General features: G+C 63.5%; 25 protein-coding genes and 1 tRNA gene. 13 read left to right on the forward strand and 13 right to left on the reverse strand.

The genetic code is table 11. The features are described from left to right. Nucleotides 1-12: 12 nt before the first annotated feature. Genes fliR through NH8B_RS14110 form a run of 3 tightly spaced genes read left to right on the forward strand, consistent with a single transcriptional unit; the run spans nucleotide 13 to nucleotide 4014 of the window. A complete protein-coding gene (fliR, locus tag NH8B_RS14100; RefSeq protein WP_008954376.1) occupies nucleotides 13-792 on the forward strand; it encodes a flagellar biosynthetic protein FliR in 780 nt (259 codons plus the stop codon). Continuing rightward, nucleotides 785-1927 (forward strand): EscU/YscU/HrcU family type III secretion system export apparatus switch protein, encoded by a 1143-nt coding sequence (locus NH8B_RS14105; RefSeq protein WP_014087900.1) that lies wholly within the window; start codon nucleotides 785-787, stop codon nucleotides 1925-1927. The genes fliR and NH8B_RS14105 overlap by 8 nt, the downstream gene beginning before the upstream one ends. Then, nucleotides 1924-4014, forward strand: a complete 2091-nt coding sequence (locus tag NH8B_RS14110; RefSeq protein WP_014087901.1) for a flagellar biosynthesis protein FlhA — start codon at nucleotides 1924-1926, stop codon at nucleotides 4012-4014. Before NH8B_RS14105 ends, NH8B_RS14110 begins: the two co-directional genes overlap by 4 nt. A gap of 139 nt (nucleotides 4015-4153) precedes the next feature. Here the strand turns inward: NH8B_RS14110 and NH8B_RS14115 are convergent, their stop codons facing one another. The 4 genes from NH8B_RS14115 to NH8B_RS14130 form a co-directional block, all read right to left on the reverse strand. Next, a complete protein-coding gene (locus NH8B_RS14115; RefSeq protein ID WP_014087902.1) occupies nucleotides 4154-5146 on the reverse strand; it encodes a hypothetical protein in 993 nt (330 codons plus the stop codon). 138 nt (nucleotides 5147-5284) lie between these two features. Beyond that, complete coding sequence (locus tag NH8B_RS14120) at nucleotides 5285-6115, reverse strand: flagellin N-terminal helical domain-containing protein (RefSeq protein WP_014087903.1); 831 nt, start codon at nucleotides 6113-6115, stop codon at nucleotides 5285-5287. A gap of 443 nt (nucleotides 6116-6558) precedes the next feature. Beyond that, nucleotides 6559-6634, reverse strand: a tRNA-Asn gene (locus NH8B_RS14125). 81 nt (nucleotides 6635-6715) lie between these two features. Continuing rightward, nucleotides 6716-9760 carry an Rne/Rng family ribonuclease gene (locus NH8B_RS14130; protein WP_014087904.1) on the reverse strand — a complete coding sequence of 1015 codons (3045 nt, stop codon included), beginning with the start codon at nucleotides 9758-9760 and terminating at the stop codon, nucleotides 6716-6718. A 527-nt stretch (nucleotides 9761-10287) separates the two neighbouring features. On the opposite strand from NH8B_RS14130, the gene rluC reads away from it, so the two are divergent. The 8 genes from rluC (at nucleotide 10288) to NH8B_RS14170 (ending at nucleotide 16203) form a co-directional block, all read left to right on the forward strand. Continuing rightward, nucleotides 10288-11229 (forward strand): 23S rRNA pseudouridine(955/2504/2580) synthase RluC, encoded by a 942-nt coding sequence (gene rluC / locus NH8B_RS14135; RefSeq protein ID WP_014087905.1) that lies wholly within the window; start codon nucleotides 10288-10290, stop codon nucleotides 11227-11229. Next, nucleotides 11213-11872 carry an HAD family hydrolase gene (locus NH8B_RS14140; protein WP_014087906.1) on the forward strand — a complete coding sequence of 220 codons (660 nt, stop codon included), beginning with the start codon at nucleotides 11213-11215 and terminating at the stop codon, nucleotides 11870-11872. Before rluC ends, NH8B_RS14140 begins: the two co-directional genes overlap by 17 nt. Further along, complete coding sequence (locus NH8B_RS14145) at nucleotides 11848-12237, forward strand: Rieske (2Fe-2S) protein (RefSeq protein WP_014087907.1); 390 nt, start codon at nucleotides 11848-11850, stop codon at nucleotides 12235-12237. The genes NH8B_RS14140 and NH8B_RS14145 overlap by 25 nt, the downstream gene beginning before the upstream one ends. Then, complete coding sequence (locus NH8B_RS14150; protein WP_014087908.1) at nucleotides 12227-13165, forward strand: S49 family peptidase; 939 nt, start codon at nucleotides 12227-12229, stop codon at nucleotides 13163-13165. Before NH8B_RS14145 ends, NH8B_RS14150 begins: the two co-directional genes overlap by 11 nt. Nucleotides 13166-13185: 20 nt before the next feature. Continuing rightward, a complete protein-coding gene (motD, locus tag NH8B_RS14155; protein ID WP_014087909.1) occupies nucleotides 13186-14001 on the forward strand; it encodes a flagellar motor protein MotD in 816 nt (271 codons plus the stop codon). Nucleotides 14002-14022: 21 nt separating this feature from the next. Further along, the gene (locus tag NH8B_RS14160) at nucleotides 14023-14613 is read left to right on the forward strand and encodes a malonic semialdehyde reductase (protein ID WP_014087910.1); all 591 of its coding nucleotides are present in this window, start codon (nucleotides 14023-14025) and stop codon (nucleotides 14611-14613) included. A 61-nt stretch (nucleotides 14614-14674) separates the two neighbouring features. Then, nucleotides 14675-15715, forward strand: a complete 1041-nt coding sequence (locus NH8B_RS14165; protein ID WP_014087911.1) for a quinone-dependent dihydroorotate dehydrogenase — start codon at nucleotides 14675-14677, stop codon at nucleotides 15713-15715. Between the two features lie 20 nt (nucleotides 15716-15735). Beyond that, on the forward strand, nucleotides 15736-16203 hold the full coding sequence (locus tag NH8B_RS14170) for an outer membrane lipoprotein (RefSeq protein WP_232503471.1): 468 nt from the start codon (nucleotides 15736-15738) through the stop codon (nucleotides 16201-16203). Between the two features lie 65 nt (nucleotides 16204-16268). On the opposite strand, the gene NH8B_RS14175 is transcribed toward NH8B_RS14170, so the two are convergent. From NH8B_RS14175 to fur, 3 genes are read right to left on the reverse strand one after another with little or no spacing between them, the layout of a single operon-like run. Continuing rightward, entirely contained in the window at nucleotides 16269-16991 is a 723-nt protein-coding gene (locus NH8B_RS14175; RefSeq protein ID WP_008954362.1) for an arginyltransferase, read from the reverse strand. Next, nucleotides 16978-17679 carry a leucyl/phenylalanyl-tRNA--protein transferase gene (gene aat, locus NH8B_RS14180; RefSeq protein WP_014087913.1) on the reverse strand — a complete coding sequence of 234 codons (702 nt, stop codon included), beginning with the start codon at nucleotides 17677-17679 and terminating at the stop codon, nucleotides 16978-16980. The genes NH8B_RS14175 and aat overlap by 14 nt, the downstream gene beginning before the upstream one ends. 7 nt (nucleotides 17680-17686) lie before the next feature. Further along, nucleotides 17687-18112 (reverse strand): ferric iron uptake transcriptional regulator, encoded by a 426-nt coding sequence (fur, locus tag NH8B_RS14185; protein WP_040652867.1) that lies wholly within the window; start codon nucleotides 18110-18112, stop codon nucleotides 17687-17689. A gap of 95 nt (nucleotides 18113-18207) precedes the next feature. Between fur and NH8B_RS14190 the strand changes: the two genes are divergently transcribed. After that, nucleotides 18208-18594: an outer membrane protein assembly factor BamE gene (locus tag NH8B_RS14190; RefSeq protein WP_008954359.1), complete on the forward strand. Its 387-nt coding sequence runs from the start codon at nucleotides 18208-18210 to the stop codon at nucleotides 18592-18594. Between the two features lie 2 nt (nucleotides 18595-18596). After that, complete coding sequence (gene dapB, locus NH8B_RS14195) at nucleotides 18597-19397, forward strand: 4-hydroxy-tetrahydrodipicolinate reductase (protein WP_014087914.1); 801 nt, start codon at nucleotides 18597-18599, stop codon at nucleotides 19395-19397. 181 nt (nucleotides 19398-19578) lie between these two features. Here dapB and NH8B_RS14200 read toward each other — a convergent pair whose 3' ends face one another. From NH8B_RS14200 to NH8B_RS14225, 6 genes are all read right to left on the reverse strand, one after another. Next, nucleotides 19579-21102: a SpoVR family protein gene (locus NH8B_RS14200; RefSeq protein ID WP_014087915.1), complete on the reverse strand. Its 1524-nt coding sequence runs from the start codon at nucleotides 21100-21102 to the stop codon at nucleotides 19579-19581. Between the two features lie 31 nt (nucleotides 21103-21133). Further along, nucleotides 21134-22405 (reverse strand): YeaH/YhbH family protein, encoded by a 1272-nt coding sequence (locus NH8B_RS14205; protein WP_014087916.1) that lies wholly within the window; start codon nucleotides 22403-22405, stop codon nucleotides 21134-21136. Between the two features lie 87 nt (nucleotides 22406-22492). Further along, a complete protein-coding gene (locus NH8B_RS14210; protein ID WP_014087917.1) occupies nucleotides 22493-24421 on the reverse strand; it encodes a PrkA family serine protein kinase in 1929 nt (642 codons plus the stop codon). A gap of 189 nt (nucleotides 24422-24610) precedes the next feature. Then, entirely contained in the window at nucleotides 24611-24928 is a 318-nt protein-coding gene (locus NH8B_RS14215) for a PilZ domain-containing protein (RefSeq protein ID WP_081455953.1), read from the reverse strand. Next, nucleotides 24915-25472: an NUDIX domain-containing protein gene (locus NH8B_RS14220; RefSeq protein WP_014087918.1), complete on the reverse strand. Its 558-nt coding sequence runs from the start codon at nucleotides 25470-25472 to the stop codon at nucleotides 24915-24917. Before NH8B_RS14220 ends, NH8B_RS14215 begins: the two co-directional genes overlap by 14 nt. Further along, nucleotides 25459-26016, reverse strand: a complete 558-nt coding sequence (locus NH8B_RS14225; protein WP_014087919.1) for a DUF2062 domain-containing protein — start codon at nucleotides 26014-26016, stop codon at nucleotides 25459-25461. Before NH8B_RS14225 ends, NH8B_RS14220 begins: the two co-directional genes overlap by 14 nt. Between the last annotated feature and the right edge of the window lie 17 nt (nucleotides 26017-26033).

Here is a 26033-nt window from a genome sequence, read left to right on the forward strand (position 1 = left end):
AGGCGCGCCGCCATGACCGGCCTGTTCGCCGACCTGATCCAGCTGCTGCCGGCCCTGTGGTGGCCGTTCTGCCGCTTCCTCGCCGCGCTCGCCGTCGCCCCGCTCAGCGGCGAAGGCATGACGCCGGCGCGCGTGCGCATCGGCGCCGCGCTGGCGCTGGCGGTGGCGTCGCTGCCGGCGCTGCGCGGCATGCCGGCGATCGACCCGTTCTCGCTCTACGGCATCGCCGTCGCCGTCGAGCAGGCCATCATCGGCCTGATCTTCGGCCTGGCGTTCCAGCTGGTGATGGCGGTGCTGTCACTGCTGGGCTTCCTGGTGTCGTCGCAGATGGGGCTGTCGATGGCGGTGATGAACGACCCCGGCAACGGCAACTCCTCCGACGTGGTCTCCACCCTGCTTTACCTGTTGGGTGCCATGGTGTTCTTCGCCGTGGACGGCCACCTGGTGCTGATCCAGGTGGTGTACACCAGCTTCAAGGCCTGGCCGGTCGGCAGCGGCATCGATGCGCTGTCGCTACAGACCCTCGCCAACAGCGTCGGCTGGGTGCTGGCAGCCGCCATCCTGCTGGCGCTGCCGGCAGTGTTCGCCACCTTCGTGGTGCAGATCGGCTTCGGCCTGATCAACCGCGTCGCCCCCGCCCTCAACCTGTTCTCGCTGGGCTTCCCGGTGGTGACGCTGTTCGGGCTCGGCACCCTGGGGCTGATCGTGCGCTTCGTGCCGGAGCAGTACCTGCGCCTGTCCGGGCAGCTGCTGCAGATGCTCGACGGCATGCTGGGGCACGGCCATGGCTGAGACGCGCGGCGGCGACAAGACCGAAAAGGCCACTCCGCACAAACTGCGCCAGGCGCGCCAGCAGGGCCAGGTGGCGCGCTCGCGCGACATGGCGAGCGCCATCGGCCTGCTCGTCGCGCTCAAGCTCGCCTTCCTGTCGATGCCGGGCTGGCTCGACGACTTCCGCCGCCTGTTCGCGCTGTCGTTCGCCACGCTGTCGGGCCAGGGCGCTTTGGGCAACACCTGGTCGATGCTGTTTTCCGGCACGCTGACGCTGCTGCTCAAGATGATCCTGCCGCTCGCGGTGATTCCGCTCCTGGTGGCGACGGTGTCGCTGTTTCCGGGGGGCTGGGTATTCGCCGCCCGCCACTTCCAGCCGCGCCTCGACCGCCTCAACCCGCTCGCCCACTTCGGCCGCATCGCCTCGCCGCAGCACGCCAGCGACATCGCCAAGTCCATCGTCAAGGCGCTGGTGCTGGGCGCGGTGCTGTACCACGTCAGCCGCGGCGCGGCGCAAGACTTCTTCGCGCTGCAGGGCGTGCCGCTCGACGAGGCGCTGAGCCGCGCCGCCAGCCTGCTGATGGACGCGCTGCTGGCGCTGACCGCGGTGTTCATCGCCTTCGCGCTGATCGACCTGCCGCTGCAGACCCTGCTGTTCCTGCGCCAGCAGCGCATGAGCAAGCAGGAGATCAAGGACGAGTACAAAACCACCGAAGGCCGCCCCGAGATCAAGCAGCGCGTGCGCCAGCTGCAACTGCAGATGGCACAGCGCGGCGTGCGCAAGTCGGTGCCGACCGCCGACGTCGTGATCGTCAACCCCAGCCACTACGCCGTGGCCCTCAAATACGACGAAGGCCGCGCCGAGGCGCCGTTCATCATCGCCAAGGGCATCGACGAGATGGCGCTCTACATCCGCCAGGTGGCGGCCGAGCACGCGGTGGAGGTCTTGCCGATCCCGCCCCTGGCGCGCGCCGTCTACCACACCACCCAGGTCAACCAGCAGATTCCCGCCCCGCTCTACCGGGCGGTGGCGCAGGTGCTGACCTATGTTCTGCAACTGAAGGCGTTCCGCGCGGGTTCGCGGCATAGCCGGCCGGAATTGCCGGCCGAGCTGCCGGTCCCGCACGAGTTGGCCGAACCCCGAAATCCAGCATGAAGTCACTGTCCCGCCTGTTCGCCGAAATCGCCCGCCACAAGGTGGCCGCGCCGCTCTACCTGCTCGCCATCCTGGCGATGGTGATCCTGCCCTTGCCGCCGTTGATGCTGGACGCCCTGTTCACCTTCAACATCGTGCTGGCGATCATCGTCATCCTGGTCAGCGTGTCGGCCAGGCGACCGCTGGATTTCTCGGTGTTCCCCACCATCATCCTCGCCACCACGCTGATGCGCCTCACGCTCAACGTCGCCTCCACGCGCGTGGTGCTGCTCAACGGCCACCAGGGCACGGCGGCGGCGGGCCGGGTGATCGAGGCCTTCGGCCACGTGGTGATCGGCGGCAACTTCGTGGTCGGCCTGGTGGTGTTCGTGATCCTGATGATCATCAACTTCGTGGTGGTGACCAAGGGCGCCGAGCGCATCTCGGAGGTGTCGGCGCGCTTCACGCTGGACGCCCTGCCCGGCAAGCAGATGGCGATCGACGCCGACCTCAACGCCGGCGTCATCAACCAGGAAGCCGCGCAGCAGCGCCGCCGCGACATCGCCACCGAGGCCGACTTCTACGGCGCCATGGACGGCGCCTCCAAGTTCGTGCGCGGCGACGCCATCGCCGGCATCCTGATCCTGATCATCAACCTGTTCGGCGGCGTGGCGATCGGCGCCCTGATGCACGACATGGGCTTCGCCGACGCCTTCCGCCAGTACGCGCTGATGACTATCGGCGACGGCCTGGTGGCGCAGATCCCGGCGCTGTTGCTGTCGTCGGCCGCCGCCATCATCGTCACCCGCGTCAGCGACTCGGGCGACATGCAGGAGCAGGTCGGCTCGCAGCTGTTGGCCTCGCCCACGGTGCTGCTGTCCGCCGCCGGCATGATGTTCGTGCTGGCCATCATCCCCGGCATGCCGTGGCCGACCTTCCTCGCCTTCGCCGCCCTGCTCGCCTTCGTCGGCTGGCGCCTGCGCCGCGCGGGCGAGCATGCCCCGGCCGCGGCCGACCCGGCCAAGGTCCACCAGGCGCTGCTGGCCGACGGCGAAATCGAGCTGGAGTGGAACGCCCTGCCCTACGTCGAGGTGCTGTCGCTGACGCTGGGCTACAAGCTGGTCGGGCTGATCGACAAGGCGCAGGGCGCGCCGCTCAGCAAGCGCGTCAAGGGCGTGCGCCAGACCCTGAGCGAGAGCATGGGCGTCCTGTTGCCGGCGGTGACGGTGCGCGACGACCTGCGCCTCAAGCCCTCGCAGTACGCCATCGCCATCAACGGGGCGACGTTGGCCGAAGCCGAGGTCTACGCCGACCGCCTGATGGCCATCCCCTCGCCCGAGGTGTACGGCCAGCTCGACGGCCTCCCCGGCATCGACCCGGCCTACGCCATGCCGGTGACCTGGATCGCGCCGGACGACAAGGCGCGCGCGCTGGGGCTGGGCTACCAGGTGGTGGACTGCCCCAGCGTGATCGCCACCCACCTCAACAAGGTGATGCGCGAAAACCTGGCCGAACTGTTCCGCCACGACGACGTCGCCGCGCTGGGCGAGCGGCTGTCGGCGCTGGCCCCCAAGCTCTCCCAGGCACTGACCCAGGCGCTGGGGCCCAGCCAGCAACTCAAGGTATTCCGCACCCTCTTGACCGACACCGTGTCGCTCAAGGACATCGTGCCGATCGCCACCACCCTGGTCGAAGCCGCCGACACCAGCAAGGACCCGATCATGCTGGCCGCCGAGGTGCGCAGTGCGCTCAAGCGCCAGATCGTGCAGGGCATCCTGGGGCCGCGCGGCGAGATGAAGGCGTTCAACCTCACCGCCGAGCTGGAAAACCTGCTGCTGGGCGCACTGTCGCAGGCGCAGCAGACCGGCAAGCCGGCGCTCGACAGCTTCCCGATCGACCCCAACGTGCTGCAGCAGCTGCAGGTCAACATGCCGATCATCCGCGACCAGATGAAACAGCACGCCACCGCGCCGATCCTGCTGGTGATGCCGCAGATCCGCCCGCTCCTGGCGCGCTACGGCCGGCTGTTCGCCCCCGGCCTCAACGTGCTGTCCTACAACGAAGTGCCGGAAAACCGCGAAGTCAGCCTGATCGGCACGCTGGGCTGAACGGTCAGAGGGGAAGAAACGCAGGATGGGGGCTAAAACGTTAGAGCGCAGCGCAACCCCACGCGCGCCTCCCGACAAGCCGACAGCAGCGAACTAGCCTCCCCCGCAGAAACATGGGCTGGGTGCAGCACATCGCCCCCTAAACCAGCCCGGCCGACGCACCGCCCGGCACCGATTCCGGCGGCGGGCAGAGCAACAACATCACTTCCGCCGCCACGGCGAACAGCGCCAGCGACACCCGCCTCGCCTCGAGCAGGCTGACGCCGTGGCGCCCGAGCGCCAGCCCCGGCAGCACATCCCGTTCGCCGATATGGCAGGCGACAAGATGCAGCCCGGTACGCTCCACCGCCTGGCGAATCGGCTCGCGCCACGCCGCCAGCCACCGGCAGCCCGCGGCGGACGCCACCAACACCAGAACCACGCCCGCTGGCTGTAGACGCAGCCGCAGCCGCATCCAGCCGACCTCCGGCAAGGTCGCCTCCAGCAGCAGATCCAGCGTGTCGTCGTCCGACGCCTCGTCCTGCCCCGGCATGGCGTCTTCCACACTCAAGGCCAGCGCCGGCCCGCCCCACAGCCACAGCGGCAGGGTCAGCGGCAACGGGGCTTCGGCCAACGTTTGTCCCCGCAACCCGGCCAGCGCCAGTTGCGGCGCGGCCAGCAGCAAGGCGCCGGACAGATGGCTGCCGCCCTCCTGCCGGAAGCGCGCCGCGCTGACGGCCAGCTTGCCCAGCAAGGCCTCACGCCAATCGCCCCCCAACTTCGCCGCATCCGGACGCTCGAGGGTCAGCCGTGGCCAGCTCGCCTGATCCCTCTGCCAGGCCGGCGCCGCAGCGCCCTCCTCCGGCGTCGCGGCAACCCCGGGGGCATCCAGCCACACCAGTTCCAGGCGTGGCGTCACCGCGCGCACCAGCAAGCGCAACTCGCTGCCCGGCGCCGGAACCTCTCCGGGCAGCGGCCACCCCGGCAGCAGCCATGTCACCCCCGCGCCCTGCAGCTCCAGCGTGCCGTCGGTCTGCCGCGTGGCGAGGATCAGCCGCAGCTCCTCGCCGGCCACCGGTAAGCGTCCGCTCTGGGCGGCGGCACTGCGCCCCACCGCTGCCACTGGCGACAGCGCCGCAATACGTTCCACCATCGGTCAACCCCAATGAAAAAGGCCAGCCGCACAAAAGCGGCTGGCCTGGATACCGTGGGAAGGGAGGAGCGTCGTGAAACCCATCGCACGCTCCCGACAGGACAAGGCCGCTCTGGCCCTCCCCATCCTCCCTGCACCTTACTGCATCAGCGACATGGCCAGCTGGCCGATGGTGCCGCTCTGTTTCAGCATGCCGGTGCCGGCCTGCATCAGCATCTGCTTGGTGGTCATCGACGCGGTTTCGGCAGCATAGTCGGTGTCCATGATGCGGCCCTTGGCGATCTGGGTGTTGTTGTTGACGTTGGACAGGTTGTTGTAGACATGGTCCAGACGGTTGGCGCCGGCACCGATGGCCGAACGCACCGTGCCCAGGTCATTCAGCGCGGTCTCGGCCAGGGTGATCGCGGCGTTGGCACCGGTGGTCAGGTCGCCGCCCTGCAGCGCGGCCATCGAGGTGGCGAAGGTGCCCATCTGAGTGGAGGCATCGAAGGCGTAGGTTTCGCTGGCGGAGGAACCGATCTGGAAGGTGACCGGGCCGGTGCCCAGCTTGCCGCCAGCCAGCAAGGCGGTGCCACCGAACTTGGTGTTGCTCATGATGTTGGTTAGTTCGTTGCCCAACTGAGCGAATTCGGCCTGGGCCGCGGTCTGGTCGGCGGCGCTGGCGGTGCCGTTGGCCGCTTCGGTAGCGAGGTCCTTCATGCGCAGCATGATGTTGGACACTTCACCCAAGGCGCCGTCGGCGGTCTGCAGCATGCTGATGCCGTTCTGGGCGTTCTTCATCGCCACGGTCATGCCACGGCTCTGCGCGTCCAGGCGGGTGGCGATCTGCAGGCCAGCGGCGTCGTCCATGGCCGAGTTGATGCGGAAACCGGTACCCAGGCGGGTCATCGCGGTGGTCAGGGCGCTCTGGCTGGCGTTCAGGTTGCTCTTGGTGAACAGGGCGGCGGCGTTGGTTTGCAGGCTCAGCATGGTTTAGTGCTCCTTTTGGGCTAATCGGGACCGGCGTCATCGCCGTCACCAGTACAAAGCGACCAAACCAGCGAGCACATTAAACCTCGGTGAGTGTGAAAAATCACACCCCCGCCAACACGCCGAGGCGCCGCTTCCCGATGCCACCACCCAAACCCAAGCCACCAGGCCCTATCTGGAACCAGGCACGGCGGTCCTCACCCGGAAGCGTCACGACCAGGCTACGCCATCCGAAAACCCAAACGGGCAGGCGCCCCCTCCCCGGATCGACCGCAACCGCCGGGCAACGCCGGCAAAACGATGGAAAGGAGATAATCGTGCCCGCAGTACATGGCAACGCCATAGGGCACCGACGCCGGCGCGGCGGTTAGCACGTAAGACAACAGTGAAGGGACAAAAACAAAAGGACGCCGGCTTTGCAGCCGGCGTCCTTGGAAATACTTTGGCTCCCCGAGCAGGGCTCGAACCTGCGACCTGCGGATTAACAGTCCGTCGCTCTACCAACTGAGCTATCAGGGAACATCTGAAGAGGAAAGAATCATAAACAAAACTCTCCCCTTCGTCAACACCGTCGAGTCACCTCGAACGATTTTTTCTACCTCAGTGCCGGGTCTCCACCTGCACCAGCTCCACCGGGGCGCCGGACTCGAGCGACTCGCGCACCGCTTCACGACGGCGCACCCCCGTCACCACCGGCTCGACCAGCGGCTGAGGCTGCGCCTCGGCCGTCGGCTTGGTGCTGACCATGACCAGACCACCCAGGTCGATCGCTGCAGGCGCAGCAGCGATAACCGGAGCGGCCGTCTCCACCGCGACGGCAACAACCTCGGCCACCGGCTCCTGGCTCAACGGTGCCGCAACCGGCTCCGCCGCTACCTCGGCCACCGCTTCGGCAGGCGCTTCGACGGCCTGGACCGGCTCGACCGCCACGGCAGGCGTCACCACCTCCGCCGCAACCACCTCCTCAACCGTCGCGACGACGACCGGCGCCGCCACTTCAGGTTCGGCGACTTCGGCCACCTCCGGCTGTACCGGTTCGGCGACCGGCGCTCCCGCTACCGTCGGTTCGACCGCTGCCACGGGCGCCTCGACAACCGCCTCTGCGGCAACCGCTTCCACCGCCACCTCGGTTGCGGCTTCAGCAGCGACCACGACCTCGGCCGCCTTCGCTACCGGCACCTCGTCAGCAGCGACAGCCACCGGTTCGGCCACTTGCGGGGCCTCGGCAACCTGAACCGCTTCCGTCACGGCCGCCTCGGTGGGCGCGACGGCTTCCGCCACGACCTCGCCCTCGGCCTCGGTCGGTTGCTGCAGGGTGCCGTCACGCTGTGCCTCGATACCTTCACGACGGTTACGGTCGCGACGGCCACGACGGCGACGACGCTCGCCGCGCTCCGCGGTCTCGCCGCCCTCCTCGGCAACCGCCGGCACCATCTCGGCCGACTTCACCTCCTCCAGATTAGCCTGCTCGACCGGCTCCTTGACCTGCTCCACTTCGCTGACCTGCGGGGTCGGGCGACGACGGGGTTCCTGCTGACGCGGCGACTGCGGCGCCTTGTCCTCGGCAGCCTGCGGCTGCGGACGCGGGGTCTCGCGTGCCTCACGCGGTTCGCGCGGTTCGCGCGGTTCACGACGCTCTCCGCGTTCGGCGCGTTCGCCTCGCTCGGCACGCTCGCGGCGCGGTGCACGCTCCTGACGCGCTTGCGGCTCCTGGCCAGCCTCGCCACGCGCCTCGGCCGGCGCGGCCGGACGGCGACGATCTTCCTGCTGCGCACCACCCTGACGGCGCTCGTCACGGTCACGACGCACCTGGTTGCCATGACGGCGATCGCCCTGGCGGGAACGCGGGTTGCGCTGTTCGCGCACCGGCTCCTTCTTGACTTCCACCGGCGCCGGCTTGGCCGGCTCTGCCGGTGCCAGCACCGACTTGAACCAGCCCACCAGGCGTTCGATCAGACCCGCGCTCTGCACCGGCGCGGCGGCAGCGGCAGCGGCAACCGGTTGCTCGACCGGGGCCGCCGGAGCGGCCACTTCCGGAGCCGGCTGCAACGGGGTAATCCCCTTGACCGCGGCTTCCTGACGTTCGATCTTGGGCTTGGCCTGGCCGAAGTTGGCCGTGCCTTCTTCCTCCTGGATTTCGACACGACTGTAGCTCGGCAGATCGCCCAGTTCGCTCATGTCGTCGTGGCGCACGCGCACGATCTTGTAATGCGGGGTTTCCAGATGGATGTTCGGAATCAGCACCACGCTGACATCGAGGCGCTCTTCGATCGAATAGATTTCGGCACGCTTCTCGTTGAGCAGGAAGGTAGCGACGTCCACCGGCACCTGGGCATGCACCGCACCGGTGTTCTCCTTCATCGCCTCTTCCTGGATGATGCGCAGGATGTGCAGCGCGGAGGACTCGGTGCCGCGGATGAAGCCGATGCCGTGGCAACGCGGGCACGGCTCGTGGCTGGTCTCGCCGAGGCTCGGCTGCAGGCGCTGACGCGACAGTTCCAGAAGGCCGAAGCGCGACAGCTTGCCCATCTGCACGCGGGCGCGGTCGTGCTTGAGCACGTCGCGCAGTCGGTTTTCCACCTCGCGCTGGTTCTTCTGAATCTCCATGTCGATGAAGTCGATCACGATCAGGCCGCCCAGGTCGCGCAGGCGCAGCTGGCGGGCGATTTCCTCAGCCGCTTCAAGGTTGGTCTTGAGCGCCGTCTCCTCGATGTCCGCGCCCTTGGTGGCGCGCGCCGAGTTGACGTCCACCGACACCAGCGCCTCGGTATGGTCGATCACGATGGCACCGCCGGACGGCAGCTGCACGCTGCGCGAGAAGGCGGTTTCAATCTGGTGTTCGATCTGGAAGCGCGAGAACAGCGGCACCGGGTCCTGGTACAGCTTGACCCGGTTGATGGTGTTCGGCATCACGTGCGCCATGAACTGGCGCGCCTGCTCGTGGATTTCCTCGGTATCGATGAGGATTTCGCCGATGTCTGGCTGGTAGTAGTCGCGGATGGCGCGAATCACCAGGCTGCCCTCCTGCAGGATCAGCAGCGGACCGCTCTGGGCGCCGGCGGCGCCTTCGATGGCGCGCCACAGTTGCAGCAGGTAATTGAGGTCCCACTGCAGCTCTTCGAAGGTACGGCCGATGCCGGCGGTGCGCGCGATCAGGCTCATGCCCTGCGGCACTTCCAGCTGCGCCAGCAGATCCTTCAGTTCCTGCCGCTCCTCGCCCTCGATGCGACGCGAAACGCCGCCGCCGCGCGGGTTGTTGGGCATCAATACCAGATAGCGACCGGCCAGGCTGATGTAGGTCGTCAAGGCCGCGCCCTTGTTGCCACGCTCGTCCTTCTCGACCTGCACCATCACTTCCATGCCTTCGCGCAACACGTCCTGAATGCGCGGACGGCCACCTTCGTAGTTCTGGAAATAGGAACGGGAGACTTCCTTGAAGGGCAGGAAACCGTGACGGTCGGTGCCGTAATCGACGAAGCAGGCCTCGAGCGAAGGCTCGATGCGGGTGATCACACCTTTGTAGATGTTCCCCTTGCGCTGTTCTTTCCCGACCGTTTCGATATCCAGATCGATGAGCTTCTGCCCATCGACAATGGCAACGCGCAGCTCTTCGGCCTGCGTTGCGTTAAACAGCATACGTTTCATGTATACGTTCCCTGCGCGGCACTCACGCAAGGACGCAGCCAGTATTTGACGGCCCAGTGGCTAGAAATGGGCGCTTTCCGAAAGAAGTAGTGGTCTAAAGAGCATGAAAAACGGATTTAACAAGCCGACTTCCTGATTTTCTCTCACACGAACGACGCCCGCGCATGCATTGTCATACAGTGGGTACGGTCGGCATCCTTGGCATTGGCTTCTGGGATGTCGCCGGGCAGGGGCGCTCGTGCCGGGTCAAACTTTGCTGCGGGATTCCCTGACTGGCTTTGCATCAGGGAATGGAATGCTCGTGAGTGCGTTATGCGATCAAATGCATTACCATCGCTACTTTTCGGTGAGCGACTTAACCTTTGGCTGCGGCCGGTTCATCCGGCGTCAGGTCAGGGGAACACCCTGCCGGCCGAACTCTTTCCCCGCAGCAGCGTCATCAGGCGCTAAACCCATGACCCTTGCTTCCGGATTCGCCAGCGATGCGTTGCAAAATAACGTGTCGAGGCGCAAGAAGTATAAGCAATATGACTGATATTCGCAAAGACTCTGTAACCTTCTACACGGTGGGCGAGGCCGAGTCCGGCCAGCGCATCGACAATTTCCTGGTTCGCCTGCTCAAGGGCGTGCCGAAGAGCCATATTTACCGCATCCTGCGCTCCGGCGAAGTGCGCGTGAACAAGGGCCGCATCGATGCGGCCTACCGTTTGCAGGCCGACGACCAGATCCGCCTCCCCCCGGTGCGCGTGGCGGAACGGCAGGAGAACGACGCTCCGGCCACAACCTTCCCGGTGATCTACGAAGACAACGCCCTGCTGGTCATCGACAAGCCGGCCGGCATCGCGGTGCACGGCGGCAGCGGCGTCTCGTTCGGCGTCATCGAACAGTTGCGCAAGGCCTACCCGGAGTACCGTTTCCTCGAGTTGGTGCACCGGCTCGACCGCGAGACCTCGGGCCTCCTGATGTTGGCCAAGAAGCGCTCGGCCCTGCTCAAGCTGCACGACATGATGCGCTCGAGCACGCCGGACAAGCGCTACCTGGCGCTGGGCGTGGGGCGCTGGCAGGACGACAAGCACGTCAAGCTGCCGCTCTTCAAGTTCACCAACGCCGAGGGCGAGCGCCGCGTGCGCGTCGCCGACAACGGCCAGAGCGCCCATACCATTTTCAAGGTGCAGGAACGCTTCGCCGACTTCACCTTGGTCGAGGCGCGCCTGCGCACCGGCCGCACGCACCAGATTCGGGTGCACATGGCGGCCAGCGGCCACCCCATCGCCGGCGACGACAAGTACGGCGACGCGGCCCTCAACCGCGAGCTGGGCCGGCGCGGCCTGCGCCGCATGTTCCTGCATGCCGCCTCGCTATCCTTGCCGCACCCGCTGACCGGCGAGCCGCTCAGCTTCCAGGCCCCGCTTCCGCCCGAACTCGCCCACTTCCTCGACAGTCTGAGGCCGCATGAACAAAACGTTTGATCTGATCGTCTTCGATTGGGACGGCACCCTGATGGACTCGACCGCCCACATCGCCACCTCGATCCAGAAGGCCTGCGCCGATCTGGGCTTGCCGGTGCCGGACCGCAGCGCCGCCAGCCATGTCATCGGCCTGGGCCTGGGGGATGCCTTGCGTCACGTCTGCCCCAGCCTGCCGGAGGAGCGCTTCGAGGACATGGTGGACGCCTATCGGCAGCATTACCTGAACGGGGACGCTACGATAGAATTGTTCGAGCATGTGCAGGAAGGGTTGGCCGAACTGCAGCAGAGCGGGCTCTTCCTCGCCGTGGCCACCGGCAAAAGCCGCAAGGGCCTCGACCGGGCACTGTCCGAAACCGGGTTGGGCACGCTGTTTCATGCCAGCCGCACGGCGGACGAGTGCCACTCCAAGCCCCATCCGGCCATGCTGCTGGAACTGACCGACGAACTCGGCGTCGCCCCCGGACGCACCCTGATGGTGGGCGACACCACGCACGACCTCTTGATGGCGCAGAACGCCGGCACCCACAAGGTGGGCATGAGCTACGGTGCCCATCCGGTTTCCGCGCTACGGGAGTGCCAGCCGCTGGCCCTGTTCGACGACTTCCGGAGCCTGCTGCAATGGCTGAAACCGCAAATCGGCTGATCTGCGCCTCCGCCGACTTGGCCGACAGCGGTAAGGCGGTACGCTTCGAGACCACCGACGCCAACGGCCAGCCGGTCAGCGCGCTGGTCTTTCGCTACCAGGGCCGGGTTTTCGCTTACCATAACAGCTGTCGTCATATTCCGGTCGAGCTCGACCTCACCGATGGCGAGGTCTTCGACCTGACCGGGCATTACCTGGTGTGCAGCATGCACGGCGCACGTTATCTGCCGGACAGCGGCCTGTGTGTCGGCGGCCCCTGCCGCGGCCAGCGCCTGATCCCCATCAACATCAGCGAGCAGGACGGCCAGGTGTTTTGTGTAACCGCCGCCGCACGCGGCGACACGGAGAAAAACGGTGAACGATAACCCGCAATGGGAACGCCAGCTACTGGAAAAGCTGGCCATGGCCTCGCTGGTGGAACAGCGCCGCACCCGCCAGTGGAAAATCTTTTTCCGGCTGGCCTGGCTCGTCATCATCGGCGCCGCGGTTTTCGGCCTGTTCTACACCAAGGACGAGGTGCCGGGCGAGCGGCTGATCGGTGACGGTCACACCGCCACGCTGCAGCTCAAAGGCGTCATCGACAGCGACAACGATACCGCCGAGAAGCTGATCACCGGGCTGAACGACGCCTACCGCGACAAGAACACCCGCGGCATCATCATCCAGGCCAACAGCCCGGGCGGCAGCCCGGTGCTGTCGGGCATGGTCTACGACGAAATCCGCCGCCAGAAGAAACTGCATCCGGCCATCCCGCTCTACGTCGTGGTCGAGGAAGTGTGCGCCTCAGGCTGCTACTACATCGCCGCCGCCGCGGACAAGATTTTCGTCGACAAGGCCAGCATCATCGGCTCGATCGGCGTTTTGTCGGACGGTTTCGGCTTTACCGGGGTGATGGAGAAGCTGGGGGTCGAGCGCCGCTTGAGGACCTCGGGGGAAAACAAGGCGATGGGCGACCCGTTCTCGCCGCTCAACCCCAAGCAGGAAGCCATTCGCCAGCAATTGCTGGATGACATCCACCAGCAATTCATCTCGGCGGTGAAGAACGGGCGCGGCGCCCGCCTGCACAACGACCCAGAGCTGTTCAGTGGCCTGATCTGGCTGGGGACCAAGAGCATCCCGCTGGGCCTGGCCGACGGCTACGGCACGGTGCACAGCGTGGCGCGCGACGTCATCAAGTCTGAAAAGACCGTCGACTACACCCCGGAGGACACCTTCCCCAGCCGTTTCGCGCGCCGCTTGGGCGTCGAGTTCAGCAGCGGGGTCAAGGGCCTGTTCGACCCCCGCTTTTTCTGATTTCTGAGCAAACGGATACCATGGCACGCCGGCGACGCAGCGAAGACGAACATGAAAATCATGAACGGTGGCTGGTTTCCTACGCCGATTTCATCACCCTGCTGTTCGCCTTCTTCGTGGTGATGTACGCCATCTCTTCGGTCAACGAAGGGAAGTACCGGGTCCTGTCGAGCGCCATCGTCGACGCCTTCCGCACCGGCACGGCGATCAGCTTGCAGACCACACCCCCCACCGGCGGCGCCAACACCATGATCGAAGTGGCGCAGAACAAGCCGGTGGCCAAGGCGGTCAAGGGCGAGCAGCAACTCAAGGAACAGGCCCGGCTGGGCAGCCTCGCCAGCGACCTGCAGAAAGTGATGGAGCCCCTGGTCAAAGGCGGGCAGGTCAAGATTACCCAGAGCCCGAAAGGCGTCACCATCGAGATCCGCGACAGCGCCTTGTTCCCCATCGCCCAGGCACAGCCCGCGCCACAGTCGCTGCAGGTGCTGGCACAGATGGCGAAAGTGCTGTCCCAGGTCGACAACCCGATCACCGTCGAAGGCTTCACCGACAACATCCCGATCCGCAACACGTTCTACCCGTCCAACTGGGAACTGTCGGCGGCACGGGCCGGCAGCGTGGTGCGGCTGTTTGTCGAGAACGGCATCGCACCGGCCCGCCTGGTGGCGGTCGGCCGTGCCGAGAACCTGCCCGTGGCGGATAACACCAGCGAGGAAGGACGGGCCAGCAACCGCCGGGTGTCGATCACGGTGCGCTCCGTCGCCGCCGAGGACAGCAAGCCCTTGGCGGTGGAGTCGCTCGATGCCGCCGCCACCCCACGCGCCAACCCTAACTGACGACATGCAAGAGGAACGCCCATGAGCACCCCGATCAGCAATACCGCCCTGGATCAACTGTTTAACAATGCGCGCACCCACACGCATTGGCAGTCCCGGCCGGTCGGCGACGACACCTTGCATCAGCTGTTTGATCTGCTGAAGATGGCGCCGACCAGCGCCAATTGCTCGCCGGCGCGCTTCGTGTTCGTGAAGAGCGCCGACGCCAAGCAGCGCCTCAAGCCCTGCCTGTCGGAAGGCAACGTCGACAAGACCATGGCGGCACCCGCCACGGTCATCGTGGCGATGGACACCCGTTTCTACGAGCACCTGCCACAGCTGTTCCCGCACACCGATGCACGCAGCTGGTTCGAGGGCAACGAGGCACTGATCCAGACCACCGCCTTCCGCAACAGCACCCTGCAAGGAGCCTACCTGATCATGGCGGCTCGCTCGCTCGGGCTCGACTGCGGCCCGATGTCCGGCTTCGACAACGCCAAGGTCGACGCCGAATTCTTCCCGGACGGTCGCTTCAAATCGAACTTCCTGATCAATCTCGGCTACGGCGAGGCCAACAAAATGCACGCCCGAGCCCCGCGTTTCCGCTTCGACGAAGCCTGCTTGATCGCATAAGGCTTCGGCCAACCCCGCCCGCCCGGTTATAATCCGGGCATTTTCCTACCCGGAGACCCGCATGCTCTACTCGCTTCTGCGCCCTCTTCTGTTCAAGCTAGACGCAGAAACCGCCCACGAAACCACCCTGAAGCTGCTCGACAAGGCGCACCAGCTCCACCTGGACAGCATTCTGGGCCAGAGCACCACACGGCTGCCGGTGCAGGCCATGGGCCTGACCTTCCCCAATCCGGTGGGGCTGGCGGCGGGCCTCGACAAGAACGGGGAGCACATCGACGCCCTGGCCGGACTCGGCTTCGGCTTTCTGGAAATCGGCACCGTCACGCCGCGACCGCAGGCCGGCAACCCTAAGCCGCGCCTGTTCCGCATCCCGGAGCACCAGGGCATCATCAATCGCATGGGGTTCAACAACCTGGGCGTCGATGCATTGCTGGAGAATGTGCGCAACTGCCGCTTCAAGGGCATCCTCGGCATCAATATCGGCAAGAATGCCACCACCCCTATCGAATCCGCGGTCGACGACTACCTCGCTTGCCTCGACAAGGTCTACGCCTACTCCAGCTACATCACGGTCAATATTTCTTCGCCCAACACCAAGAACCTGCGCCAACTGCAGCAGGCGGACGAGCTGTCGGCCCTGCTGGCCAGCCTCAAGGTGCGCCAGCAGGAACTGGCCGACAAGCATGGCCGCTACGTACCGCTGGCCGTGAAAATCGCCCCGGATCTCGATAACGAGCAGATCGTCGCCATCGCCCGCCTGCTCACCGGGCACAAGATCGACGGCGTCATCGCCACCAACACCACGCTGTCGCGCAGCGAGATCGCCGGGCATCCCATGGCGGACGAAGCAGGCGGCCTGTCCGGCGCCCCGGTGCGCGAGCGCTCCACCGCCCTGATCCGCAAACTGGCCAAGGAACTCGACGGCGCCCTACCCATCATAGGAGTGGGAGGCATCGACTCCGGTGAGGACGCCGCCGAAAAGATGGATGCCGGCGCCACACTAGTGCAACTCTACAGTGGCCTGATCTATCGTGGCCCGGACCTGGTCGGCGAGGTGCTGCAAGCGTTGAAAGCACGCCGCCAACTGGACTCTGGCAAATGATCCATCGCAAGGAAATGAACATGCTGAAATCTGCTCTGCGAACCCTCGTCGCGGCGGCCCTCGTCACTGGCACCCTGGCCGGCTGCGCCACGTCGGACTCGGCCGCGGTTTACTCCAAGGGACAGATGCGCCAAGCCCAGAACGTGGAATTCGGCACGGTGGTCTCGGTGCAGAACGTGCTGATGGAAGGCAACAACAACGAGCTGCTGACTCTGGGTGGCGCGGCGCTGGGTGGCATTGCCGGCAGCACCATCGGCCAAGGCCGCGGGGCCGCCGCCGGCACCATTGTCGGCGCCCTGGCTGGCGGCTTTGGCACCCAGGCCGCACAGCGCAACCTCGGCACCAAGAATGCACTCGAAATCACCGTCAAGCTCGACCGTTCCGGCCGCATGCTGTCGATCGTTCAGGAAGCCGACATCCCCTTTGCCCCAGGACAACGCGTCAAGGTGCTGACCGGTGGTGGCAACGATCGCGTGGCACCGCTCTAAGCCACGTCCGGCTGACAGGACAGACGACAAAGGGGCCAGACCGGCCCCTTTTCTTCGCTTCCCTCTCAGCAGAATGGCTCCCAACGCCCGTCCCGCAGCCTTTCCAAAGGACGATATGCCGACTTGTAATCCATCTTGCGGCACCCCTCGATCCAGTACCCCAGGTAGACGTAAGGCAACCCCAGCCGGCTTGCCAACTGCACCTGCCACAACACGTTGTAGACCCCATAGCTGGCACGTACATCGTCCGGCTCGTAGAAGGTATACACCGCCGACAGGCCGTCGCTCAGCCGGTCGATCAGACTCACCATTTTCAATACCCCGTCCTGGCGGAACTCAGCAAGGAAACTCTCCACATTGCTTTTCAGGATGAACTCGGCGTACTGGCTCGAATCGTCCTCGGACATGCCGCCGCCGGCATGGCGTGCCGCCTGATAACGCCGGTACAAGTCGTAATGCTCCTCCCGGTACAGCAGCGGCAGCAGCTCCACGGCTAAACTGTCGTGTCTTTTCCAGGCACGCCGCTGGGTCCGGTTGGAGGTAAAAGCCGCCACAGGGATACGTACAGGCTGGCAGGCCTTGCAGCCGTCGCAATAAGGCCGGTAGGTGTAATGCCCGCTGCGCCGGAACCCCAGCCGCACCAGTTGGCTGTAGACGGCGCTGTCGATGGCTTCCGCCGGTATCGCCACCTGCGAGCGAGCCTGCAGATCGGGGATGTAACTACACGGATACGGCGCCGTGGCGTAGAAATGGATGGCCATCAACGGGCCGGCATCACGGTGACTCATTGCTATACCTGTATGACCACATGCCTTCGGGGGCGGAAAGCCCCACCAGTTCTTTCAGCGTAGCAAGAAACTCGTGCCGCGGTATACGCCGGGCACCCAGGCTGGCCAGATGCGGGGTGTACATCTGGCAGTCGATCATGGCGAAACCGCAGCTCTGCAGGTGCCGGGACATATGCACAAAAGCCAGCTTGGAGGCATTGCTGACGCGGGAGAACATCGACTCGCCATAAAACATCCGCCCCAGCGCCACACCATACAAACCGCCCACCAGCACCCCTTGTTGCCAGGTTTCGAAGGAATGGGCCAGCCCCAGCTCATGCAGGTGACAGTAGGCATCGACCATTCCCGGGCCGATCCAGGTGCCGGGCTGACCATCACGCGGTGCCGCACAGGCTTTCATGACCTCGCGAAAGGCGGTATCGACCCGGATTTCATAAGGGTGGTTGCGCAGTGTTTTGGCCAGGGACCGGGTGATGCGCAACTCGGCCGGAAACAGCACCATGCGCTCGGAAGGAGACCACCAGAGAATCGGTTCCCCCGGTGAAAACCAGGGGAAGATTCCCTGGCTATACCCCAGCACCAGCCGCGCGGGCGAAAGATCCCCTCCCGCAGCCAGCAAACCATCCGGCTCGATCAGGGCATTCTCGACGCTGGGGAAAGCCAGCTCACGGTTGAGCCAGGGGACCATGGGTCAATCAGGGTTTTTTAGTGCCGGCGCACTCAGGGCATTCGCCATACATGTAGAGGGCATGATCGACGATGTGGAAGCCGTGCTGCTCTGCAATACGATCCTGCAGCGCCTCGATTTCGGGATCGAAGAATTCCACGACCTTGCCGCATTTGACGCACACCATGTGGTCATGATGGCCGCCCTCGTTCAATTCGTACACCGCCTTGCCGGTTTCGAAATGGTGGCGCACCAGAATACCGGCCTGTTCGAACTGGGTCAGGACGCGATAGATGGTGGCGAGGCCAACATCGATATTCTCGGCGATGAGGCGGCGGTAAACGTCTTCTGCCGACAGGTGGCGCGACTCGCTGGTTTCGAACAAATCCAGAATTTTCAGGCGGGGACCGGTCGCTTTCAGACCAATATCTTTAAGGTGACTGGCTTTACTCATCATGATATAAATGTAGGTGGTCCAAAAACCATGATAAAGCCTTTTCGCGGCTTTGCCTAATTACCATCCCATAAATTCTACCTGAGCGGAGTCACATGCGCGTCCTGATTATTGCCGCCGCCATCGTCCTGTCCGGCTGCAGTTCTCTGAACCCGATGAGCTGGTTCACCCCTTACCAAATGGACATCCCTCAAGGGAATTACGTCACACAGGATGCCGTCGCCAAACTCAAGCCCGGCATGACCCGCAGCCAGGTCCGCTTCCTGCTGGGCACACCGCTCCTGACCGATGCCTTCCATAGCAATCGCTGGGATTACAAATATCGCCTGGTACGAGCGGGCAAACCGGCAGAGGACAAGCTGCTGACGGTGTTCTTCGATGGCGACGCCATGACGCGCGTGGAGGGCGAAGCCCTGCCGGCTGAACGCGCCATTCTCCCTGCCGATGCCTCGGCCCCCGCTCAGCAATCGAAGGCACAATAACCATGATGAATGTAGTGATCGTAGGCGCCAGCGGCCGCATGGGGCGTACGCTGATCGAATCGGTGCTGGCGACCGAGGGCGTGCAGCTGCACGCCGCCGTGGAGCGGCCGGGTTCCGATTTCATCGGCCAGGATGCCGGCCTGTTCCTCGGCCAAGCCACTGGCATCAAAGTCACCACCGACTTCGATGCCGCGCTGCAAGGCGCCGACGTCGTCATCGACTTCACCCGCCCGGAAGGCACACTCCACTACATGGCCAGCTGTGTCGCGCACAACGTGAAGCTGATCATCGGCACCACCGGCTTCGATGAGGCCGGCAAGGAAGCCATCCGCCAGGCCTCGGAAAAGATCGGCATCGTGTTCGCGCCGAACTTCAGTGTTGGCGTAAACCTGACGTTCAAACTGCTCGACATCGCTTCGCGAGTTCTGGCAGAGGACTACGATATCGAAATCATCGAAGCCCACCACCGCCACAAGGTGGATGCCCCATCCGGAACGGCGTTGCGCATGGGCGAAGTGATCGCCAACGCGCTGGGCCGCGACCTGAAGGAGTGTGCCGTCTACGGCCGCGAAGGCGTCACCGGCGAACGCGATGCCAAGACCATTGGCTTTGCCACGGTGCGTGCCGGCGATGTAGTCGGTGACCACACCGCCTTGTTTGCCACCAATGGCGAACGAGTGGAGATCACCCACAAGGCATCCAGCCGTGCCACCTTCGCCAACGGCGCCGTGCGTGCAGCCAAATGGCTGTCCGCGAAGCCGACCGGCCTGTTCGACATGCAAGACGTCTTGGGCCTGCGCTGACACGAAAAAGAGGAGGGGCCTGCCCCTCCTCTTCTTTATAACGGCGAATCACCACTCCATCGCTTCACACCGGGCCTGACCACCTACCTCGGTCGCCCGCACCAAGGACACGGCTCCATACTGTTCGGCCAACCTTCATCCCCTGGACGTACCTCGCCACCATCCAATCTACCCCGCCGGATCAAGCCGACTGCAATGACAACTGTTCGGGCAGATGCTTCACCTCAAAGGTCTGCTCCACCTCCCCGGCTTCGTTGACGCTCTCCAGCCGAACATCGAACCCCCACAGACGCGCAACATGCTTCAGCACCTCGTGAGCGCTCCCGGCCTCCAGCGGCCGACGACGATGCATCGTGTGCCGTAGCGTCAGGCCACGGTCACCGCGTACGTTGACCGACCATACCTGTATATTGGGTTCACGTGATCCCAGGTTGTACTGCTCCGACAACTTCTGCCGCACGTCACGATAGCCCTCGTCGTCGTGAATCGCCGACACCAGCAAGGTGCTGTCGCGGTCATCGTCACGAATGGAGAAGAAGCGGAAATCGCGGATCAGCTTGGGTGACAGGTATTGCGAGACAAAGCTTTCGTCCTTGAAATTCTTCATGGCGAAATCGAGCGTCTGCTGCCAGTTGCTGCCGGCGATATCGGGGAACCACAGTCGATCTTCTTCGGTTGGTTCCTCACAAATACGCTTGATGTCCTGATACATGGCAAAACCCAATGCATACGGATTGATGCCGTTGTACCAGCGCGCCGTGACAGGAGGCTGATAGACAACGTTGGTATGCGACTGCAGGAATTCCATCATGGCGCCATCGGTGACCAGACCCTTGGCAAACAGACGATTCATGATGGTGTAGTGCCAGAACGTGGCCCAGCCTTCGTTCATCACCTGAGTCTGGCGCTGCGGATAGAAATACTGGGCTACCTTGCGTACGATGCGTACGATTTCGCGTTGCCACGGCTCGAGAAGCGGAGCCGACTTCTCGATGAAGTACAGCAGGTTCTCCTGCGGTTCGGACGGGAAGCGCACCGGTTCATGCTCGCCACCGCTCTTGGCCGGCCGCGGGATGGTGCGCCACAGATCGTTGACCTGCATCTGCAGGTACTGCTCACGCTCCTCCTGCCGGGCTTGTTCCTTGGCCAGCGACAGCTTTTGCGGCCGCTTGTAGCGATCCACACCATAATTCATCAGTGCATGGCAGGAATCGAGCAACTCCTCCACGGCGTCGATGCCGTAGCGCTCCTCGCAACGTGCGATGTAGCTCTTGGCGAACACCAGGTAGTCGACAATGGCCGAGGCATCGGTCCAGGTGCGGAACAGGTAGTTGCCCTTGAAGAACGAATTGTGGCCGAAGGCGGCATGCGCAATCACCAGGGCCTGCATGGTCATGGAGTTTTCCTCCATGAGATAGGCGATGCAGGGGTTGGAATTGATCACGATTTCGTAGGCCAGCCCCATGTGGCCGCGCTTGTAGCTCTTTTCGGTGGAAACGAAATGCTTGCCGAAAGACCAGTGATGGTAATTCACCGGCATGCCGACTGATGAGTAGGCATCCATCATTTGTTCGGCGGAAATGACTTCTAGCTGAACCGGATAGACATCCAGCCCATACTCCTTGACGGCGATCTCGCGAATCGCACGCTCGTACTCGTCGAGCAGGTCGAAGGTCCATTCGGAACCAGTCGAAATGGGTGTCATGCTGCACCTCCGCAAAGTCGGCTTGGCCTAGTCAGGCACGGGTAGCGGGCTGACGCTTGAAAATTTCCCGGAACACCGGGTAGATGTCCGCCGTAGAGTGGATGCGCTGCATGGCGAAGTGCTTGCAGCGTTCCTTGACCTTGAGGTACTCGTACCAGAGGTTCTGCGGCTCGCTTTCGGTGATCTCGACATACGCGTAGTACTGACACAACGGCAGGAGCGACTCACTCAGGATTTGGGCGCAATTGGCCGAATCGCTGTCCCAATTGTCGCCGTCCGACGCTTGCGCCACATAGATGTTCCACTCGCTGCTGTTGTAGCGCTTGTAGACGATCTCCTTCATCAGGTTGAGTGCTGACGACACCACGGTGCCACCCGATTCGCGCGAATGGAAGAAATCGTGCTCGTTGACCTCGACGGCACTGGTGTGATGCCGGATGAACACCACCTCGATCTTCTCGTAATTCCGCTGCAAAAACAGATAGAGCAGGATGAAGAAACGCTTGGCCATGTCCTTCTTGGCTTCGTCCATGGAGCCTGATACGTCCATGATGCAGAACATCACCGCTTGACTGGTCGGTTTCGGCTGCCTGACGCGGTTGTTGTAGCGCAAATCGAAAGGGTCGATGAAGGGAATGCTGGCGAGCCGCTCACGCAGCATGTGGATACGCTTACGTTTCTCCCGGACCTCGATGTCATGCTCGTCATCGGATTCGAGCAGGGTATCCAGATCCTCCTCGACCTCATTGAGTTCAGACAGAGTGGGGGCGGACAGTGCCACACGACGCGCCAAGGCACCGCGCAGCGAACGGACGATACTGATGTTGGTTGGCGTGCCGTCGCTGGTATAGCCGGCACGCACGGACTTCATTTCCTCAATCCCCATGAGCTGGGTCTTGACCAGGTTGGGCAGCGCCAGATCCTCGAAGAAGACGTTCATGAATTCTTCGCGAGACAGTTCGAAGGCAAAGTCATCCTCCCCCTCGCCATCCTGGCTGGCCTTGCCTCCCCCTCCTCCGGCCCCGCCCTGCGGCCGGTTGAAGCGATCACCCTTGATGAATTCCTCGTTCCCCGGATGAACATTCTCGGTGACGCCCCCCTTGCCATGATGAAATACCGGCTCGGAGACATCCTTTACTGGAATGGAAACCTTCTCACCGCTGTCGATATCGGTGATGCTCCGCCCCTTGATGGCCTTGGAGACGGCTTCCTTGATTTGGGCCTTGAAACGGCGCAGGAACCGTTCGCGGTTTACCGCGGACTTGTTCTTGCCGTTCAGACGACGATCAATGATGTGAGCCATAGCCACCTCTGCAATCCCGGTTCGACAAGGCGAGTACCTTGCCGCTGACGCCTGGCCGGGGCCGGAGCCCCGGCCAGAAAAGCGGGCTTACGACGACTTGCGCACCCGGAGGTACCATTCGCACAGCAGGCGCACCTGCTTGGCGGTATACCCCTTGTCGACCATGCGGTTGACGAAGTCCTCATGCTTCTTGGCGTCCTCGGCACTCGCCTTGGCGTTGAAGGAGATGACCGGCAGCAACTCCTCGGTGTTGGAGAACATCTTCTTCTCGATCACCATACGCAGCTTCTCGTAGCTCGTCCAGGTCGGGTTCTTGCCTCCATTGCTGGCTCGTGCCCGCAGCACGAAGTTGACGATTTCGTTGCGGAAATCCTTCGGGTTGGAAATGCCCGCCGGCTTCTCGATCTTTTCCAGTTCCGCGTTGAGCGAAGTCCGGTCGAAGCTCTCGCCGGTATCCGGGTCTCGGTATTCCTGGTCCTGGATCCAGTAGTCGGCGAAGGTCACGTAGCGGTCGAAAATGTTCTGCCCGTACTCGGAGTAGCTTTCCAGGTAGGCCGTCTGAATTTCCTTGCCGATGAACTCGACGTACTTGGGCGCCAGGAACTCCTTGATGAAGGTGAGGTACTTCTGTTCGACCTCAGGCGGGAACTGCTCGCGCTCCACCTGTTTTTCCAGCACGTACAACAGGTGCACCGGGTTGGCCGCCACTTCGGAATGATCGAAGTTGAATACCTTGGACAGGATCTTGTAGGCAAACCGGGTGGAAAGCCCACTCATGCCTTCGTCCACACCGGCATAGTCGCGGTACTCCTGCAACGATTTGGCCTTGGGATCGGTATCCTTCAGGTTTTCGCCGTCGTAGACCTGCATCTTGCTGAACAGGCTGGAGTTTTCCGGGTCTTTCAGCCGGGACAGCACGGCAAACTGCGCCATCATCTTGAGCGTTCCCGGTGCGCACGGGGCATTGGCCAGCGAAGAATTGCGGATCAGCTTGTCGTAGATCTTCATTTCCTCGGACACACGCAAGCAGTATGGCACCTTGACGATATAGATACGGTCGAGGAAGGCCTCGTTGTTCTTGTTGTTCTTGAACTGCTTCCATTCGGACTCGTTGGAGTGCGCCAGGATGATGCCCTCGAACGGGATCGCGCCAAAGCCCTCGGTACCCTTGAAGTTGCCTTCCTGCGTTGCGGTCAACAACGGGTGCAGCACCTTGATCGGCGCCTTGAACATTTCCACGAACTCCAGCAAACCCTGGTTGGCCAGGCACAGGCCGCCGGAATAGCTGTAGGCATCCGGATCGTCCTGGGCGTATTTTTCCAGCTTGCGGATATCCACCTTGCCGACCAGCGACGAGATGTCCTGGTTGTTCTCGTCACCCGGCTCGGTCTTGGCCACGGCAATCTGCTTCAGTACCGAAGGGTAGCGTTTGACGACGCGGAACTGACTGATGTCGCCGTTGAACTCGTGCAGACGCTTCACTGCCCACGGGCTGGGGATGGCACGCAGGTAGCGGCGGGGAATGCCATACTGTTCCTCGAGGATGGAGCCGTCTTCGTCGTAGTTGAACAGGCCGAGCGGGGACTCGTTGACCGGCGAGCCTTTCAGGCAATAGAAAGGCACCAGTTCCATCAACTCTTTGAGCTTTTCCGCGATGGACGATTTACCGCCCCCAACCGGGCCCAGCAGATAGAGAATCTGTTTCTTCTCTTCAAGCCCTTGGGCCGCATGGCGGAAATAGGCCACGACCTGCTCGATCACCTCTTCCGTGCCGTAGAAATCGCGGAAGGCCGGGTAGATCTTGACCATCTTGTTACTGAAAATTCGCGATTGCCGCGGATTGTGGCGGGTGTCGATCAGTTCAGGCTCGCCGATGGCCATCAACATGCGTTCGGCGGCGGTGGCGTAGGCGGCGGATTCGCGCTTGCAGATATCCAGGTATTCCTGGATGGTGTACTCCTCCTCGCGCGTCCGGTCGTAACGTGAAGCGTATTGGCTGAAGATATCCGGGTACATGGCTCTGCCTCCTGACGTTTCGGCAGGGGGCGGCGGCGAATGTACGCGCATCCGCCATGCCCCCTTGCACCATTAGAGTGACTGCTTGAGAACCGGTTCTAGTTCATTATGTTTTTTTGGGTATAGCACAGGAATCCAGAGGCGTCGCTGTAATCTATGTCAGCCGAATGTCAGAAAATCCGCCTCAGGTCAGGGCTTCAGCTCGATGATGCGCACGCCGATTTCGTAAAGCCGCCCACGCTCGATTTCATTACAGCGGCGCACTTCCACCTCGGCCTCGAACGGTTTGCCTGCCAGGCCACCTACCGCTGGCGCGCGCACCACGACCAGCAGCCTTTCGCCGAATTGCGGCACGAACGAAGTGCGCAGTGCAAGCCCGTCGATCGACAGGTCGATGCATTCGCCATAATGGGTTTCGCCGGTATTGCGTGACTTGATGCGGGCGTTGCACCCCATGCGGACACGCCGTGCGCCACGTCGTTCGTGGTGCGGATCAAACGGCGGCACCCGGCAACCTCCCGTCGAGGTGGGCGGACAGCCAGTGCAGGCCGACGATCGACTTGCTGTCGCAAATTTCGCCGGTGAGGGCCATCCCCAAGGCGTCGGCCAGCGGCACGGTGACGACGTCGAGAAATTCGCCGTGATCCAGCTGCCGTTCGTGCAGGGTCAGGCCCTGGGCGAGGTAATAGCTGATCTGTTCGTTGGCGTAGCCGATGCAAGGATGCGCCGTGCCCAGGTAAATCCAACGCTCGGCCTGATAGCCCGTTTCCTCGCGCAATTCCCGGCGCGCCGTGCTGTCGCGCGCTTCGTCCGGATCGATCTTGCCGGCAGGAATTTCGAGAAAGACCCGGCCGGCGGGATAGCGGTACTGGCGCTCCATGACCAGTTCGCCATCAGGCGTCAACGCCAGGATGGCGACCGCACCGGGATGCAGGATGTATTCGCGAAACGCGGTGCTGCCGTCCGGCAGTTGCACCGTGTCCCGCCGCACCTGGAGAAAGCCCCCCTGGTAAACCGTTTCCGTGCTCAAGGTTTGTTCAACGAGTTCCACGCCATCCCTTCCGTTTCTTCCATGCCATCACGATATAACAGCGCCATCCTGCCCGAACGCACAGATATCCGGCAAGCCCGAACGTGAGGCCCAGCATGGGCACGCCGACCGCCAGTGGCAAGCCCAAGCCCGCCATCCAGTCTGCCACCTGTTGCAGCCATTCCAGGGGTGACGACATCGACCACTCCGGTACGGCTGTCATCGTATCGTGGTTGACCCGCCCCAGCAGCAGCTTGCCGTAGGTATACGCCAGGTAATAGAGCGGGAGGTACGTCAGCGGGTTGCTATAGAGCGTGGTGACGATGGCGACCGGCAGATTGACGCGGAACACGAGCGCCAGCAAGGCGGCTGTGATCATCTGGCTCGGCCCCGGCATCAGCCCGGAGAACAGGCCGATGGCAAAGGCCAGGGCCACCTTGCGCCGGTTCAGTGACCAGAACGCCGGATGGTCCAGATACGGCGCCAGCCATCTCAGGTAGCGGTTCTGGAACAGCACATGGCGATCTGGCAGCAGCTTGCGCAGATGGTGGCGTATTTGGCTCATGCGGACGGACTGTCGTT

The sequence above is a fragment of the Pseudogulbenkiania sp. NH8B genome (assembly GCF_000283535.1).
GTDB lineage: Bacteria > Pseudomonadota > Gammaproteobacteria > Burkholderiales > Chromobacteriaceae > Pseudogulbenkiania > Pseudogulbenkiania ferrooxidans.

Excerpts from the sequence above, each read along its gene's own strand:
- fliR (WP_008954376.1), top strand. The coding sequence starts at position 13 with ATGACCGGCCTGTTCGCCGACCTGATCCAGCTGCTGCCGGCCCTGTGG.
- NH8B_RS14105 (WP_014087900.1), top strand. The coding sequence starts at position 785 with ATGGCTGAGACGCGCGGCGGCGACAAGACCGAAAAGGCCACTCCGCAC.
- NH8B_RS14110 (WP_014087901.1), top strand. The coding sequence starts at position 1,924 with ATGAAGTCACTGTCCCGCCTGTTCGCCGAAATCGCCCGCCACAAGGTG.
- NH8B_RS14115 (WP_014087902.1), bottom strand. The coding sequence starts at position 5,146 with ATGGTGGAACGTATTGCGGCGCTGTCGCCAGTGGCAGCGGTGGGGCGC.
- NH8B_RS14120 (WP_014087903.1), bottom strand. The coding sequence starts at position 6,115 with ATGCTGAGCCTGCAAACCAACGCCGCCGCCCTGTTCACCAAGAGCAAC.
- NH8B_RS14130 (WP_014087904.1), bottom strand. The coding sequence starts at position 9,760 with ATGAAACGTATGCTGTTTAACGCAACGCAGGCCGAAGAGCTGCGCGTT.
- rluC (WP_014087905.1), top strand. The coding sequence starts at position 10,288 with ATGACTGATATTCGCAAAGACTCTGTAACCTTCTACACGGTGGGCGAG.
- NH8B_RS14140 (WP_014087906.1), top strand. The coding sequence starts at position 11,213 with ATGAACAAAACGTTTGATCTGATCGTCTTCGATTGGGACGGCACCCTG.
- NH8B_RS14145 (WP_014087907.1), top strand. The coding sequence starts at position 11,848 with ATGGCTGAAACCGCAAATCGGCTGATCTGCGCCTCCGCCGACTTGGCC.
- motD (WP_014087909.1), top strand. The coding sequence starts at position 13,186 with ATGGCACGCCGGCGACGCAGCGAAGACGAACATGAAAATCATGAACGG.
- NH8B_RS14160 (WP_014087910.1), top strand. The coding sequence starts at position 14,023 with ATGAGCACCCCGATCAGCAATACCGCCCTGGATCAACTGTTTAACAAT.
- NH8B_RS14165 (WP_014087911.1), top strand. The coding sequence starts at position 14,675 with ATGCTCTACTCGCTTCTGCGCCCTCTTCTGTTCAAGCTAGACGCAGAA.
- NH8B_RS14170 (WP_232503471.1), top strand. The coding sequence starts at position 15,736 with ATGCTGAAATCTGCTCTGCGAACCCTCGTCGCGGCGGCCCTCGTCACT.
- NH8B_RS14175 (WP_008954362.1), bottom strand. The coding sequence starts at position 16,991 with ATGAGTCACCGTGATGCCGGCCCGTTGATGGCCATCCATTTCTACGCC.
- aat (WP_014087913.1), bottom strand. The coding sequence starts at position 17,679 with ATGGTCCCCTGGCTCAACCGTGAGCTGGCTTTCCCCAGCGTCGAGAAT.
- fur (WP_040652867.1), bottom strand. The coding sequence starts at position 18,112 with ATGAGTAAAGCCAGTCACCTTAAAGATATTGGTCTGAAAGCGACCGGT.
- NH8B_RS14190 (WP_008954359.1), top strand. The coding sequence starts at position 18,208 with ATGCGCGTCCTGATTATTGCCGCCGCCATCGTCCTGTCCGGCTGCAGT.
- dapB (WP_014087914.1), top strand. The coding sequence starts at position 18,597 with ATGATGAATGTAGTGATCGTAGGCGCCAGCGGCCGCATGGGGCGTACG.
- NH8B_RS14200 (WP_014087915.1), bottom strand. The coding sequence starts at position 21,102 with ATGACACCCATTTCGACTGGTTCCGAATGGACCTTCGACCTGCTCGAC.
- NH8B_RS14205 (WP_014087916.1), bottom strand. The coding sequence starts at position 22,405 with ATGGCTCACATCATTGATCGTCGTCTGAACGGCAAGAACAAGTCCGCG.
- NH8B_RS14210 (WP_014087917.1), bottom strand. The coding sequence starts at position 24,421 with ATGTACCCGGATATCTTCAGCCAATACGCTTCACGTTACGACCGGACG.
- NH8B_RS14225 (WP_014087919.1), bottom strand. The coding sequence starts at position 26,016 with ATGAGCCAAATACGCCACCATCTGCGCAAGCTGCTGCCAGATCGCCAT.